Here is a 15,348-nt window from a genome sequence, read left to right on the forward strand (position 1 = left end):
ATTTATATGTATAGAAAACGCGAATCCCTATACATACTGCTACTACACGCTAACCAGCTTGCCAAAGGTACTAATTAAGAACATCACGTACGGTATTTAGTAGGTCATGAAAGGGTACTAACTACTTTTTAGAACTGATTCAACACCTGAGATGGAAGCGTTGATTCAATGAACCATGATGAAGATGTTAAACAAGTAAACTTCATTACCTCTAAAACTGGTATCAAAAAACACTCGTATATTGATATCAGCTTTCTCTACTTAATATCGGTATCATAAAATTAGGGTCTATCTTTGATGGCACTTTAATTATTTGATACCTCAATACTTGATACCTTCTATAAAAGTGAGTGACCCATGCTTCATCATATTTGGACTGGTCGCCAAGGCCTGCGGTGTTGGCTGGAATAATTCCAACTAAGCTAGGTGCGAGTCGAGCACTTCTTGGGCGCTGACGTTCTTCACATTCATAAACTCATCTTTCGATTCAAAGTTACCCATGGGGATGATCTGCAGTCCTTTCTCTTTACCATTGGGAATATTCACAAACTGATATCCTATTCAACTTCGGGGTCCAGGTTCGTGTCGGAGGCATTCATGATAAAGCCCATGTGAGCGTCATTGATAAAGTCTCTACGTCTGAACAGGGTGGCTCTTCGTTAAGGAGTGCAGCTTGCAGACCGCCCAAATAATCAGGGCAACCATAGTCCTGCTGCATCCAAATAATATCTTTGGCCTTATAGCGTTTGGATTGTTGATTACGCCCGAGTACTACAGTGCTGCCTTCTTTACCCACGTAAGTGATAGCTGAGTAGGGGGAATAATCGCTCCACCTGGCGAAAGCCGTTGCGGATCTTAAGCAAAGTCACATCACCAAACTGCACCAGATTTAAAAAGCTCGCCTTAACCTCTAGCGCACCTATACAGTCAGAGACAAAACGACTCTGAAATCTGTGTAAATGAGCAAAAGGTTTGAGTTTGGTCTAATATTTTTCATGGGGCAACATCATAGGAGGACTGAATATTTCATCATGGGATCAACTAAGTCGATATGTTTCACTATCAAGGAGTCGAAAATGAAACAAGTAATAATCGTCCTAAACGTGACAATTGCTAATGATCAAGTTGTCCATGCTCGTTTACAAAGTATGACAGATTCTAAAGGTGTTGATATAACAGATAAATTCATACATTTTTGTGATGATAGAAAGCTAGTCCCTACAACTCTGATTGAATTTGAACAAGCTAAAGATTTATTCGTTAAAGACAGCGACTCGTGGTTGCCATAAAACATACATGTTGTTCATTGGTAAAATCATCATCGTGGATAAAAGTTAAAGCTGTGTGGTCAATTGGTGGACATTAGATGTGACAAAGGGTTAGCCTTTGTTTTAATTGGTGGGGGCGGCGGGGCTCTTGTTTAGAGTGTAACTTGTTGATTTAAACTTGTTTGTGTTGTGCGTATTTTGTAGGTGTTCCATTAGGTGTTCCATTGGAAGCGAGTCACTTTGGCCTTGTGTCAGGATAGTAAGAAAAAACTTTTAAAATTTGACAAAAAAATCATCGACGGCCTTCCTCGTATCATTCTAGCAAGTAAACCCACTCTGATTATAGCCATTAATTCCACCAGCCTGTTTAACTGGCTGCTTCGAAAGTTGAAAAAAACGTCCATTGCGCTCCCCTTCAAATTCACCATGTGGTTAGCTCCAGGTTTACAGACATTTAGTGATAATCGTTATTATCATGGTGTTAGGTTCTAGTGGTCATATTGAAAGCTGTAGTTGAGTTATTGTTCATTTACAATAGTTAGCTAGAGGCAATGCCTCTAGCTAATATGGTCTATATAAAGTATGGTTAAACTTCAGTAGCTGTAAGCTTTTTAGCAAATACTTTATGTGGAAAATGAATTAAGACGATTTTTCACGACTCTGTGATAATTCATCTTAATCAGCCCAATTTAGATGATTTGAGCGGAACAGTTCAACTCCAGTGCGTCGTATAGAGTCAATCCATAGGCTTGCATCCTGATCACTGGCTCCATAACTGCTAATAGCACAGTCTTTGAGCACCCGATGCTCATTCTCTAGAGTTGTTGGCATCAACCCAGCGTCATCGGTATTGATACATACACGCACAGAGCCACTACGGATACCAAAGAGGTTTGCTCTTCCTCCTGGTTGCAGTTCATCCCGCTTTGGAGGAGACCATCTGAAGATTGGATGCTCATCGTAGGAGTTTAATCTGCCTATATAGAGGTTCGAAGTCGGGCAGGCTTCCAATACCCATTGAGATTGACTGAAGCGTTCTAGCATCAGATCTTGAATCCCATGGATTAATTCAAGTTCAGCTGGCGATAATACATCTTCAAGTTGCCCTGACAGTAAGTTACGGGCGCCAATTTTTCCATTTCTTGAGTAATGAATTGAGACAACTTGTTCACGATCTCTATCATGTCTAGGTCGATCTAAGTATTTAACCCAAAGCTGATAAGACTCGTTTGCTGAGCTTGAATTATTTTCATCTTGAGCATGACGGATCAAATCGAAGTCGGGGACCCAAAGTGGCCACTTCGTACCCAGAGCTTCATCTCGTTTTTCAAGTTTCATCGGGCAGTTACGGCGTAGCCTCCATGCCTGATAAAGAATTCGAGGAGAAAAATCTTGTCCATATAATTCATAGCAAAAATGATGGATTTTTTCTCTAATGACCATTACTGATGACTGAAACTGAGGGTGGCTCGCCACTAGTTCTAGGCCATGTTGGTAGCACCACACTAGGTTATCGAGATGCTCTTGTAATGGGAGATAGATATGCTGTTGTCGCTCAGCCCATTTATAAACATCTATACCCAAGGCTAAACCGTGGCCAATCCGGTCCCCCGGTTGATAGTCACAAAAAGTAACAGCTTCATCAACGGCTCGTAATCCACTAAGAATATGCCCAAAATCCTCTCCTGCATGCAGGGTGATAAAGGGTTGTCGCAATCGTTTTTCATTTGGAAACTTATGGTGATGGGTTGCGCTTCTTAAAGTGCGCAACGCCGGGGCAAACACCTCAATAGGTAATTCATTTTCATTGCCTGCTACATCAAGACCTCGCAACATGGCTCTAAGATCAACACGGCGGCTATCAGTAAAGTCTCTATTCATAATAGGGTATGAATCAAAAGTAACAGAGCCCATGAACCTCTGTAATTTCCTTACCACCTTATCGCTTTTGTTGCGTCCTTCTTTATATCGTCTATCTCCTCCCTTCTTTTTGGAGAACTCTCTGGTAAAGTGATAAACAAAATGGATCTGAGTGTCTAATTTTTGTTCTAAAAATACTCGAGCTGCCTTGGCAAAATAACGATAATTGTCTCCGGTAACCCTAAATTCGCGCAAATGTTGGTCAAAGAGGTCGTGAAGTTGACTGTGTTGGCTATAGTTCATACCTGTAACTGGCATTCGATATGTAAATCTAAAATACTTAACAAAATCCCCCAGTCCAACTCCAGAGACAACCATATAATTACGTAATACTGATGCGGTTTGAATAAATGCTTGTGCCATCGAGGTTTGTCGAACGGTTGTAGCACGCCGCAATAGCAGTAAGATGGCAGTTGTGAGTAGTAACCAGCTAGCTGGACCGCTTTCATCTATGGCTGCAACGAGAAGGCGATGAACAGGGCCTGCGGCAGGAAACTCTTTCAATTCAGCAGCATGTGACTCTATCATATGGGTAGCCAAGGAATCCCAATGATATGATTCGCATTCATCTTCATTGCCTTCAGCGCCACTTTCACGCATTAATAATCCGAACAATCTATGAAACATTACTGGTAACGATGTAAGATCACACGCGCCGCTATTAAATAAGCTATGCTCCTGACGATAAGGCCACTCTTCTCGCGTCACTTGATCGGGCCGTTTATTTAAATGCAGGGCAAAAGAGGCCATTGATAGGCTGTAATGCCCATTTCCGCCTAGGTGTACATGATTATCGGCAATGGGTTCTCCATCAAAACGCTTAGGCAGAGCATTAGGGCATTGGGTTCGAGCTAGCTCAGTCACCTGTTCCACCGATAACATTCCATTATCTAGTAACTCAGCATATGCCTCTCCTATCACCCAGGCTGGATCTACTTGAGAAAGTAGTACAAGCCAGGTCTCCAACTGGTGATGTTTCACCTCAAAACGATCACCACGCCAGTGGATAAAGGCTTGCTGAAGTTTATTTAATATCGATAAGTAATCGACAGGGTGGTCGATATTTGTCCACTGACTCAGAGCAAGGTCTGAATCCTCTTTACGCAAGCGACCAGGTAAATAAGACTGGTAGTCTCTTAATGCCATGTGATATAGCTTTCTTTGGCTATCCACTTCAGTAACCGCTGACTCTGGGGGATTTAAAGCATGATCGAGCAGGCGGTCAGAACTGAGCAGCATGGCAGGTACCAACCAATGTAGTTGCATATTATCCATTCTCATCCTCGCCAAACTCTCCATTCAACATTTTCAGGATGTTTCGCTGGTATAGTTTGTATTGATTTACGTCTTTCCCTTCCAGTTCATGTTTGATTTTCACCCAAAGTTCTTTCCTTAAGTTCACTTCGGCTTTCTTTTGTTCGATTGCATCCTTTAACTGAGTAACAGTTGAAATTCCCTCAGTTTTATTAATAAAGGCTGTTATTGTATCCATATCAAAATTGGAAGGTTTAGTGATTTTTGCGGAGCTTTTTTCTGTATCTTTTGAGTCAGAACCTCCACTTGAACCACCTGAACTGTTAGTGATTTTGGCAGAAGTAACATCGCTGCAATTATCGATGTCCACACCTAATCCGACAAATATAGGATGGTTTAATATGGCTTTTAAAAAATGTGCATTGTAAGGAACTTGATCTCTAGAGTCAGTTTTATGTTTTGTATCTTCCTCAGTTGAAATTTCCTTGGAATTTCTGTGTGATGCAGTATTGATCCAACTTACATTTATCTTATAAGTGCTAGAATAATTTGCGTAAGTGCCCATTTTCCGAAGGGTACCTTGCGACGTTGTTAGAGCCAAGTTAGCAGGCACTACACCTTGCTGTTTAATAAAGAAACCAAAGGCATTAGTCAGGATATATCGGAAACGAAGAATAGCATCGAGTAACTGATCTTCTTTTACTTCTTTGGTGCCTTTGTGGTACTGGCGCCGTAACAGATCAAGCTGACTGAATGCTTTATTAAATACCGCAGAAAGTAGTGAGATAAGATGGGTTGGATCAGCTAAGTAAGCCTGTACATCATCCTTATATTCATTAACCCATTGAACCAAATCGTTCGCAAACGAATTCATAGTAACGCTATTGCCTTCATCACTTACTTGTCCAGTATTGCCTTCATCAGATGGGGAGGTCTCTTCGACTGGTTTGGTTGGATTCAATTTATGGATTGAGTAGAACGGGGATGAGTTTAATACTTCTAGAAATTGATTCTTCCATGTGTCCCCAGTTATTGGTCCACTTTGAGTTGTCGCCATTAGCAACGATGTACCCAGTAATTCGAATGCTCTACTGAAAAAGATCTTACGCTGTTGGTTCCCTTGGGTGTTGTAATATGCCCAATGGGTATAAATTGCTAGGGATAGCTGATTAGTTTCCTTTTCCGCTTCATTACCTGTGATTGACATATTATCAGTATGCATTTCTAAGGGCGGCATACTGCGTAATATGTTACCTCTTAGAGAATGGGAAAGAAGGTATTTATTTGTACCCGCATTCTTATCTTTATCGAATGGCTCAGCTAAATTTTTTTGCTCAGCAATAAAGTCATTACCAGCCCATGGCAAACGTTCATCGGCTTGCTGTCTCACATTAAAGGCTATTAATTGACTCAACCGATAAGCTTCTGACTTTTGGATAAGTTGGATCGCTGATTGTGCCAACACATAACCCGCACCATGCTGCTTAGCCTCGGACCAGAGCCGCATACTTTCCCATTTTAGTATTAGATTAGTACTTTGTACCTCAGTACAAGATACTGCAGAAGGAGGTAGTAATCTCACTAATTGGCCGACTTCGCGAGCGGAGTTAGGTTGTGGGTAGTCGGCGCTCTTTTCTTCACCATTGATTGGACCGAAGAAACTCTGTCTTAACGAATATTGATAGTCTGAATATGAAACCTTCTTACTGTCTGTCGATAGAGTGGTGTCTATAATCCAGAGCTGTGGCACCAAATCTTCTATAGGCTGTAAGGCAATACGGTAATTGTTGGGCAGCACCTTGGTTAAATATGCCTCTGTCAGCTCTCGGCTGATCCGATCTCCATCTTCTTTTTCAAGTTTATCCGCTTTTTCATTTTTTAAGCTATTTATCAACTTTATTTTTACTAGGTGTTGATAAAGACCCAAATCACCACTAACCAATGGAATAATGTCAGGGCAAGAGAGCCTCCGCCGGATTTCTTCCAGTACCGGGTAAGCTTGATCCAATGCCATATCAACATCATCAATCGACAGCACTATGGCGTCGCACTTAAGAATTAGTTTCGCTGCAGTGACAAAGTCATAAAATAGTGCATCGATTCTGATACCCGAACTGTATTGGATAATCTTATCCAAACCAGTATGTTCACTTTTTTCGCCAGGTTGCTCGATAGCGTCTGCTAGTTTGCGTAACACTTCATAAAAAGATTGTTTATTTTTTTCTTGTTCTGATGTTTTTTGTTGGCATGTACAAGGATTAAGCGCATCAATCACCTGATTGTAAATATGTGCGACGATAACATTGGTAAAACTGTCATGATCTTGTAGTAGGGTGGGATCGATCAGAGGAGCAAAGAACAACTTAGCTTTATCTCTACTTGGTGACTTTTCCCAAATAGATTTAGCATTTTTGAGGAACACTGATTTCCCAGTTCCTCTGCTGCCACTGATTAAGATCGAATTATGAATATTGTGGCCAATATTATTGCTTGAATGAACTCTCTCTCTGCTCGCGTTATACTTCTTAGCTTGCAAGCCAAAATGCTCCAGATGTCTAACTAAGGCTGTTGCAGCCCGCCTTTGCCAGAGCTCCTGAGAAGAAAAGTGTTCGTCATATTCAGCTTTACCTAGATCTAGTTCGATCGGCTCCATGGCCCCACCTTATGATTGGATTATCGTTTAATTTTTAATAATGTGCTGTATCATATTTTTAACTAAGACTTAAATCTATGTAGTTCAGGTAAATAATTGATAAAAATCATCTATATTTCAAATTTTATATGAATTTGGTCTAGAGTTATCCTTCGGATAAACAGGCTCTACATTAGTCTGAAGAATATCGCAGAATAGTTAATTAGCTAACTTGATTAGAGGTCGTCTTACGTTTTCTAGGGGGACCAGAGAGTGTAGAGAGCAGTAGCCCAACTCTACTGGAAAGAGATATGTTCCAGTTTCTGGAGCATACTCAGCTAAAATGATTGATGTCCTAGGCTTTATTTGAAGAGTCAACTTTATGATAACGACAATTATCATGGTATTGAATGTAACTCATTTATGCCATGTTATGTGTTAGTTCTAAAGCTCAAATACAGTCTGATCGCCTGTTTTTTTCATACCAGAAGTTATCCGAAAACTAATCTGTCAATAGTTACGTAGTTGGCAAAGAATGTTACAACAATCAGCCAGCTATCTTGAATTAATGGATGATTTTATGGGGTGATAACAATCCTGATATCGGGGAAGGGAGATCTAGTTCCTCGATATTCATTATGTGTTATAAAATCGAACTGATGAATGGCATAAACTAGAGATAAAAGGGAAGAAAAATGACTGGGAGAGCTATTAGTCATTCAATGATAAGTATTGAAAACCTCATTGAGGAATATCAGCCGGAATTTAATCAGGTTGACTCGGCGGAGATGCAGGTATTTTTGAGCCAACTTCAGAACATCGTGGCCAGTAATAATACTCTGATTCTAAAGACTGTCGCTGAGCTATTGCCTTTACGCTTTTTTGTTGATGACTATCAACGAGGTTATAAATGGCTAAAACAACAAGTTGAAGAGTTACTTAATGATATCCACGAGTTTGAGCCTGGAGATGATAGTTTTTATTGTTTACAGCCTGTTGTAGTCAAACATCATTGTACGGAAACGACTGGGCTAAAAGGTCGATGGGAGCTTATTGATGGTCAGCAGCGTATGACCACAGTGTTTATGATCTTGGCTTATTTACAACATGATAGCTTTTCGATTGATTACCAAACTCGTGCTAGTAGCAGTCTCTTTTTACGCAACTACTTACCTTTGACGCTTGAATCTGAAAACTGGGATGATTTTCTTGATAGGCAAAATCTGGAGGATGCGAGAGAGACTGAGCTAGATAATGTTGATAATTATCACTTTTACAGAGCTTATAAAACTATTGACTGTTGGTTTTCTGATGAAAGTCGATTTGCTGATGATACAAGTAAAAAATATTGGCTAAACAAACTATTACAGTACACTAAAGTCATCTGGTACGCAGCTAGAGAAGATAATACAGCGATTGATAAGCTGCAATCCATCGATATTTTTATGCGTATCAACAGTGGCAAGATTCCGTTGACTAATGCTGAATTGATAAAGGCACTGTATTTAAATTGTGTGGTTAATACTGGTAATCGTGAGTTGGCGTTGTTACAGCAGTCGGAAATGGCCCAGCAATGGGATATGGTCGAGCATGGATTGCAAGGGGCGGAATTCTGGGCTTTTTTGAATCCGTCTGACTGTCTAGCTAACAGCGCTACACGTATAGAGCTGCTTTTTGACTTGATTAGTGGCAAACCAGAGGCTGCAAAGCGCCCGAACTCGGAGGAGCAGGATAAGTACTTTGCCTTCAACTATTACAATCGGCAGTTAAAAAGTTGTGACAGCACGCATGTAAGAGTGCTGAAACTATGGCATGAGGTGAAGCAGGGATATTATCGATTATTGGAATGGTATAATGATGATGAGCTATATCATCTAGTAGGTTTTTTAATAAGCAGAAACATATCCAACATACAAAAGTTATGGAAACTAGCTGATCAGAAAAGCAAATCGGATTTTGCTTACTCTTTAAAAGAGTTGATAGCTCAAGAGCTAAGAAAATACTTCAAGAGTGAAAGTGGGACCGATTTTCTTTTCACTCAGGTTCAATATGATGCCAAGAGCCGCTCAAAGATAATCTCAATATTGATTCTATTTAATATTGGAGTACATCGTACTAACAGAACTCGTTTATCCTTTAAAACATATCGCGACACTTCCTGGGATATTGAGCATATTCATGCTCAGCAATCACAAGAGTTGAATGACCAAGCTCAGGCCGAATCTTGGTTTGAAGATCAGATTAAGATACTTGAATCTGATCATATTCCCTCTACCATTAAAGCGAAACTTGAAGAGAAATTACACGCTTGGCATAGCTCTAATGCCAGTAGTGAGCCCAATTGTAAAGAGTTGAGAAATGCTTACCTCAACGCATTGCTTGATGTGGTTGGGGAGATCTCAGACGAGGAAGCCCATGGATTAGACAACCTCTGTTTGTTATCAGCCACAGTAAACAGGGGAATTGGCAATGAAATCTTTTCAATGAAACGCCAGTTGATTATTAACTACGAAAAAGGTAACCAATTTATCCCGATAGCCACAAAAAATGTGTTTTCAAAATTTTATTGCACCAGTGTGTCACAAATGCACAAGTGGTCGGCTGATGACAGGAGTTCATACCGTGAAGCACTTATTACTAGCTTTGAGTATTTCCTTGGTAAAGGAGTTTTGGTATGAGTGTAAAGCAGACGCTCTGGCAGCTTTTGGATAATTACAATATTGAGATTCCAATAATTCAACGGGATTACGCCCAAGGCCGAACTGATGCCAAAGTCACACAAATTAGAATAGATTTTGTGCAAAATTTGCATGCAATGGTCAGTAATAGTGGCCTTAGTCAAGATTTGGATTTTATTTATGGCTCAGTGAAGAACGATACACTTGTCCTATTGGATGGTCAGCAGCGTTTGACAACCTTGTTTTTGCTCCATTGGTATGTCGCTGCAGGTACAGGGGCTATGAGTGAAGCCAGAAATAAATTAATGAAGTTTCGCTATGAAACCCGAGTTAGTTCAAGGGAATTCGTCGAGTCATTACTAGACTTTAGTGAAGGTCTGGTTGTGGCTGGCACTGATGAAGACCTTTCGAAAAAGATCATAGATGCACACTGGTTCTTTTCTGTGTGGCGCAATGATCCTACAGTGCAGTCAATGTTAACTATGCTGGATGAGATTCACCGTGTATTCAGGTGTAATCTGCTTGAAGGTCGAGGATTATGGGAAAAGTTGGTGTGTAACGATAGACCACCTGTAACTTTCCATTTCTTAAATATGCAGGAATTTTCCTTGACTGATGAGCTCTACATCAAAATGAATGCTAGAGGGCGCCCACTGACAGAGTTTGAGAACTTCAAAGCATGGTTGCAAAGTTATGTTGATAAATCTGATGATATTAAAATTTCAGATTCATTTTGGTCCTCAATGGATAAAGAGTGGACAGATGTATTTTGGCGGCTTCGCGATAAGGGCGAGTATGAAGTTGATGATTTATTTCTACGTTGCTTTAAAAGTATAGCGCTGATAAACGTTGCAAAAACTTTAAATACATCTTCGAAACAACTGGACTTGAAGGATGACCAGTTAGTCGCTGCATTTCGTGATAATACCTACGTACCGACTCAGGTTTACAATGACAATAAGTGCTTTATTGAGGGTACCCTTAACGCTCTCTCTGTATTACTAAGTTTGCTCCATCAGTTACAAGCGTCAGTGACTGGCACTATCGGTGCAGAGTTATGGGGGCAATGCAAAGGTGTTTTTGAAGGTGTTCTGAGAGATAAGGGTTACTTAGAACAGGCTCGTTTTTGTGCCCTTTTTGTTTATGTGTCAGGTATTAAAAAGACCGGTCCATGGAATGAAGATGAATTGCTGGAACTGGCCGATTGGTTGGGTGTTGCATTAAGAATGATCAATAACACTGCTTTTGATATATCGGTCAATTATGTTCGAGCTGTTCATGCCCTGGTCGGTATGATGGATTTGATAGGTGGTGTCGTGATGAATAACTTGGCTGAGATAGAAGCCAAAGATATTCGCTATTTTAATGAGACGCAGCGTGATGAAGAGATCCTAAAGGCTAGGTTGGTCGTCGGTGACCCAAGTTGGCGGTCGTTACTTAGAAGCTATGAAAGTCATGAGTATTTTTATGGGCAGATTGGTTTTTTATTAGAAGGCTCTCGTAGCACTGATTCAGATAATTACTGCCAAAGTAAATTTGTGAGTCTGGCAAATAAAGCATCTGTACTGTTTTCTAATTCTTTGATAGAAACTGAGGATTTTTTATTGCAAAGAGCTTTATTATCCATTGGAGACTACCTTATTCCTTCGGGAAGTAATTTTAGCTTTTGCAAAAACACTAAGGTTAGCGCTCGCTATAGGTATGAAAATTGGCGTCGTGTATTTAACGATAAAGAGCGTAGAACGGTATTATTTCAGCTTTTAGGGTACTTAGAAGAGGGGAAAGAAAAGGAAGGCCTAGAGTTAGTTATTGCTAATGCGAGTTGCCCTGACTGGCGTCAATTATTTATTCAGTTTCCACAGGCTATTTCATATTGTAAGCAGCGACAAATAAGATTTGATAATGATGAGCATGATGAAATATACCTTTTGAATGGTCTCAGAATGTCGGGTAGGCATAAGGGTTTAAGAACATTTGTACTCTATCAGGAAGTTAAAGGTTCTGACTGTTCTGACATTGTAGCGCTGAAAGAAATCATGCAGTCGTATTATGAAGTAAGTGGAGAAGGTGAAGTTCCTGGGGTTTTGTTTACCCCTTGGCAAGGAGGAGTTCTACAGGTTGATTACATCGAGGAAGATTTCTTATTGTCCTTATACGATCTTGATAATAAAGAGCAAGAATTGCAAATTAAGGAATGTAAGCAGATTGATGCTCTTAAACTATTGATTTCTAAAATAAGGGCAATGGAAGCAACTGAAGACTAGATTATAAGTGTAGTGGTACTGTTAATTTCACCACCTAATTAGCCGTGCCCCTGAGGTTTTTGGGGAACTGCTTTACACAAGCGATTACTCATTGTGATTTTACAGTAATTCAGGGTATATCTCAGTTTAAAGATTGATTAATAAGAGGGAGTTGATATTCCAGCTTGACGGTAACAGTAATTATCATGGTGTTGGTGCCTTGGTATTGAGGAACTGGTTAAACTTAGCTATTCAATTGCTATTGGTTATTTGATATAAATCCTAGGTTATCGGCCTGGTTCGCCTCTAGTTTTTTAGAAAAATTGTAGTGGCACACTAAATTTGGCTACTATCTAGAGCGCATACATAGAGGTACATAAAAGATGTTGAAACAGTGGTTTAAGAAAATAATCTCATCACTCAGGAGGAAGCCAGACAATAGCTACATCGACTATGAATTCAACAGAAGAGATGGCACTAGCATCTGTGTAGTAAGTCAGAGCAGAATGAGCATTCCAACAGAGAGTGAACAGCTAACTCTGTTTAATGATAGCAGGCTCATCTTAGCAGGGGAGCTGCAGTTAAAAGTATATCTGGAACAAGGCGACTACTTGGTGCTAGTCAATACCGGTGACTATAGCTACATTGACCATTTGCTATACGGTGAATACAAGAAAGACACCAGTAGTTATCACTTCTATTTTTCTCATCGAGGTGAGACGGTCTTATCCAAGTCGCATGGACAAGCGCTCTATGATGAACTGCAGTCCAAGCCTATACCGCTGCCCACATTTATCAATTAGAGGTCCGGGACCGAAAATTGACCTTCACAAGCTGTAATAGTATTTAAATCGAATAGTAGAGAAGAATATCTCGAATCGCGCTTCGGTGAGCCGTTATGTGTGTTATTCACACAAATAATGCCTCAATCAGCGAACTATATACCTCCCTTATAGTTTTACTCTCGTTTGTTCTCTGTTGGTGTGCCTTACTGTGTACTCATTCCTCCCAAACTAATAGCCTAGTACGTAAAGGTGGATGAGTATTACTAGTGCTAGTACGCCTTGCTATATAGCTGAGCGATCTGCTTTAAGAGATACGGTAAAAAAATACTGACTTGGTTAATTAAATGAGATTAATTACCAGGAATACAACATGAAATTTTTAAGACTTAAAGATGTAATGGACTGTACAGGCCTAGCACGTTCAACAGTATATAAACTTATTGAAGAGGGAAGCTTCCCTAAGTCAGTTTCCTTGGGAGCTAGAGCCGTGGCCTGGGTAGAAAGTAAAGTTCAGGAGTGGGTTTTATCGAAAACTGAAGAGCGAGACCTTAGGAATTCATAATTAGCTCGTAATGTGTTGTGGCATAAATGGAGGACCGACAAGCCATCCATGAACACGTACAAGTGCAGGCTAACAGTCAGTCTCTGCTGCCCATTGGTACCCAGCAACAATACCTAATAAAAATAGCTCTGCGATAGGGCGATGCATAATAAAGCTAAACATAGTTAGCCTCCTTCAATGCGTGATAGATGCCAACTCCAACAGCGAAGCCAGCTATAAACGCTATAGGCATAATGCCTCCTTAATGAATCAGTAGAAGTAAAAAGCAGCTGGTGGCGATTACGGCCACCAGCTGCTTTACTGTGCTGTTAATTGGTTACAGCATAGTGATGATATATATGTGAAATTAGTTGGGACCGTATTTGTATTGGTGATGACAGCCATAAATTTCTACACGCTCAACTCATGTTGTAAATGAAACGATAGTTGTGATGGTTTCTAAAACATCCTTTAGTTAAGCTGTTTTTGACGAGTATAAGTGGGAATATCGAGTTCGGATTGATAGTGGAGATCATTACGACTGTCACCAGACTTCTCATTTAATAAGTCATGTATATTCAACAAGTCTAATGAGGCGAATCGGTCTTTGGGGGCGGTAATGTGGCAGCGTCCACCTGCACTGCTGAACAAGCTACAGGTGCTTGAATGCCCGTTGCAATTATCATCAACTCAAGATCGCAATCAAGCTCAGGAACGATAGTTAATCCTATAATCACCAATGCGTTTGGATCTAACTGCTGATGCAAGGTTGCACCAATACTATTATATTGGCTGAGTTCAATATCTTCAGTCGCCATAACACTGACAATCGCCCCTTTGCATGACTCAGGTCAACCTCTTCTAGCAAAGGATTTTTCAGCGCATTGTTGATGGTAAGTTGTAAATCCTCTCCCTTTACTTGCTTTGCAACTCCCATAGCCGCACGGCCTTGATGACTTACAACAGCAATGAAGTCATTCAAGTCTATATTAATTATCCCTGATTGACTGATGGTCGTTGTCAGCCCGAGCAATACATCTTGCAGAATACGGTTACTTTCAAAGAAGGCGTTAACGAGGGTTATTTTCTTGTCTAATGTTTCAGCTAACTTGTCGTTTGGCAGTACTATTACGGCATTGGCATGCTGCATTAATTGTTCAACGCCAGTGTTTGCCAGCTGATTTCTTTGATGCCCTTCAAAGCAGAAAGGGGTGGTGACGACTGCGACTAAAGGTTTATTCAATTCTGCAGCTACAGAGGCTATAAAGGGAATGGCTCCAGTGCCTGTACCACCACCCATACCACCAGTGATAAATATGATGTCGGCTAAGTCTATTAGCTCTTTGAGCTGTACTTCAGATTATTGTGCAGCTTCATGACCTTTTTTAGGGTTAGCACCTGCTCCTAAACCTTTAGTCGCTTCTAAGCCGATCTGCAAACGAGTAGTACATTTTGAGGCTGCCAATGATTGAGCATCAGTATTGACGGCAATCAGTTGTACGTTGTCACTTAAAGGGGACTGACTGAGCTGATTGATGGTATTGCATCCACAGCCCCCCACTCCGAAAACGGCAATGCGAGGTGATTGGTTGTTTTGTGTGAGTAGGTCAAACATAGGTTCATCTCCTAGAAGTTATACTCCAAAGCGTAACCTATGGTTGCGACAACCTAAGTCGCATCATTTTGATACCGAGCATTTACTTTGTTGAGCAACCGTGTGAAATGGGTTCTTAATTTGATTGGTACCACGACTTCTACATTGTCTGCCATATTCCACAAAAATGCTCTTAACCCTGAGGTGGCTTTAACTTTGGCATTGACGCGATAACGCCCATCTTCCAATTGCTGGACGCTTTGACTTTCACTCAGCTTGGCATTTCGCATGATAAAGTTTGCTGATGGAGAAAACAGTAACTCAATGTCAATTAACTCCGATGCGCTTTTATTTTGACTTCGAGCAATATCTAAATCACTTCGAGTGATTGATGGGGTATCTAGTAAACGCACGTTACGTAATAAATCTATGG

11 protein-coding genes and 1 pseudogene are annotated in these 15,348 nt (G+C 40.5%); 5 read left to right on the top strand and 7 right to left on the bottom strand.

What is annotated here, in order from left to right:
• Positions 1 to 417 precede the first annotated feature (417 nt).
• Positions 418 to 546 carry a hypothetical protein gene (locus FM037_RS29910; protein ID WP_267874861.1) on the bottom strand — a complete coding sequence of 43 codons (129 nt, stop codon included), beginning with the start codon at positions 544 to 546 and terminating at the stop codon, positions 418 to 420.
• Positions 547 to 1,076: 530 nt separating this feature from the next.
• Here FM037_RS29910 and FM037_RS03380 point away from each other — a divergent pair.
• Entirely contained in the window at positions 1,077 to 1,289 is a 213-nt protein-coding gene (locus FM037_RS03380) for a hypothetical protein (protein WP_144044848.1), read from the top strand.
• A gap of 654 nt (positions 1,290 to 1,943) precedes the next feature.
• On the opposite strand, the gene rdrB is transcribed toward FM037_RS03380, so the two are convergent.
• Together rdrB and FM037_RS03390 are read right to left on the bottom strand one after the other, a co-directional pair.
• The gene (gene rdrB / locus FM037_RS03385) at positions 1,944 to 4,463 is read right to left on the bottom strand and encodes an antiviral RADAR system adenosine deaminase RdrB (protein WP_144044849.1); all 2,520 of its coding nucleotides are present in this window, start codon (positions 4,461 to 4,463) and stop codon (positions 1,944 to 1,946) included.
• Positions 4,456 to 7,095 carry a hypothetical protein gene (locus FM037_RS03390; protein WP_144044850.1) on the bottom strand — a complete coding sequence of 880 codons (2,640 nt, stop codon included), beginning with the start codon at positions 7,093 to 7,095 and terminating at the stop codon, positions 4,456 to 4,458. The genes rdrB and FM037_RS03390 overlap by 8 nt, the downstream gene beginning before the upstream one ends.
• A gap of 674 nt (positions 7,096 to 7,769) precedes the next feature.
• On the opposite strand from FM037_RS03390, the gene FM037_RS03395 reads away from it, so the two are divergent.
• The 4 genes from FM037_RS03395 (at position 7,770) to FM037_RS03410 (ending at position 13,342) form a co-directional block, all read left to right on the top strand.
• Entirely contained in the window at positions 7,770 to 9,752 is a 1,983-nt protein-coding gene (locus tag FM037_RS03395) for a DUF262 domain-containing protein (RefSeq protein ID WP_144044851.1), read from the top strand.
• Positions 9,749 to 12,016: a DUF262 domain-containing protein gene (locus FM037_RS03400; RefSeq protein ID WP_144044852.1), complete on the top strand. Its 2,268-nt coding sequence runs from the start codon at positions 9,749 to 9,751 to the stop codon at positions 12,014 to 12,016. The genes FM037_RS03395 and FM037_RS03400 overlap by 4 nt, the downstream gene beginning before the upstream one ends.
• A 362-nt stretch (positions 12,017 to 12,378) precedes the next feature.
• Entirely contained in the window at positions 12,379 to 12,798 is a 420-nt protein-coding gene (locus FM037_RS03405) for a hypothetical protein (protein ID WP_144044853.1), read from the top strand.
• Positions 12,799 to 13,150: 352 nt separating this feature from the next.
• On the top strand, positions 13,151 to 13,342 hold the full coding sequence (locus FM037_RS03410; protein WP_144044854.1) for an AlpA family transcriptional regulator: 192 nt from the start codon (positions 13,151 to 13,153) through the stop codon (positions 13,340 to 13,342).
• Between the two features lie 450 nt (positions 13,343 to 13,792).
• On the opposite strand, the gene FM037_RS28420 is transcribed toward FM037_RS03410, so the two are convergent.
• The 4 genes and pseudogenes from FM037_RS28420 to FM037_RS03420 all read right to left on the bottom strand — a co-directional run bounded on the left by FM037_RS28420 (position 13,793) and on the right by FM037_RS03420 (position 15,328).
• Positions 13,793 to 13,972, bottom strand: coding sequence for a hypothetical protein (locus FM037_RS28420; RefSeq protein WP_185977103.1), 180 nt, complete (start codon positions 13,970 to 13,972; stop codon positions 13,793 to 13,795).
• Positions 13,909 to 14,139, bottom strand: a complete 231-nt coding sequence (locus FM037_RS29080; RefSeq protein ID WP_229381073.1) for a hypothetical protein — start codon at positions 14,137 to 14,139, stop codon at positions 13,909 to 13,911. Before FM037_RS29080 ends, FM037_RS28420 begins: the two co-directional genes overlap by 64 nt.
• Positions 14,073 to 14,936: pseudogene (locus tag FM037_RS03415) on the bottom strand (cell division protein FtsZ). Before FM037_RS03415 ends, FM037_RS29080 begins: the two are co-directional and overlap by 67 nt.
• A gap of 53 nt (positions 14,937 to 14,989) precedes the next feature.
• On the bottom strand, positions 14,990 to 15,328 hold the full coding sequence (locus FM037_RS03420) for a WCX domain-containing protein (RefSeq protein ID WP_229381074.1): 339 nt from the start codon (positions 15,326 to 15,328) through the stop codon (positions 14,990 to 14,992).
• Positions 15,329 to 15,348 lie beyond the last annotated feature (20 nt).

It is taken from the genome of Shewanella psychropiezotolerans (genome assembly GCF_007197555.1).
GTDB lineage: Bacteria > Pseudomonadota > Gammaproteobacteria > Enterobacterales > Shewanellaceae > Shewanella > Shewanella psychropiezotolerans.

Excerpts from the sequence above, each read along its gene's own strand:
- FM037_RS03380 (WP_144044848.1), top strand. The coding sequence starts at position 1,077 with ATGAAACAAGTAATAATCGTCCTAAACGTGACAATTGCTAATGATCAA.
- rdrB (WP_144044849.1), bottom strand. The coding sequence starts at position 4,463 with ATGGATAATATGCAACTACATTGGTTGGTACCTGCCATGCTGCTCAGT.
- FM037_RS03390 (WP_144044850.1), bottom strand. The coding sequence starts at position 7,095 with ATGGAGCCGATCGAACTAGATCTAGGTAAAGCTGAATATGACGAACAC.
- FM037_RS03395 (WP_144044851.1), top strand. The coding sequence starts at position 7,770 with ATGACTGGGAGAGCTATTAGTCATTCAATGATAAGTATTGAAAACCTC.
- FM037_RS03400 (WP_144044852.1), top strand. The coding sequence starts at position 9,749 with ATGAGTGTAAAGCAGACGCTCTGGCAGCTTTTGGATAATTACAATATT.
- FM037_RS03405 (WP_144044853.1), top strand. The coding sequence starts at position 12,379 with ATGTTGAAACAGTGGTTTAAGAAAATAATCTCATCACTCAGGAGGAAG.
- FM037_RS03410 (WP_144044854.1), top strand. The coding sequence starts at position 13,151 with ATGAAATTTTTAAGACTTAAAGATGTAATGGACTGTACAGGCCTAGCA.
- FM037_RS29080 (WP_229381073.1), bottom strand. The coding sequence starts at position 14,139 with ATGGCGACTGAAGATATTGAACTCAGCCAATATAATAGTATTGGTGCA.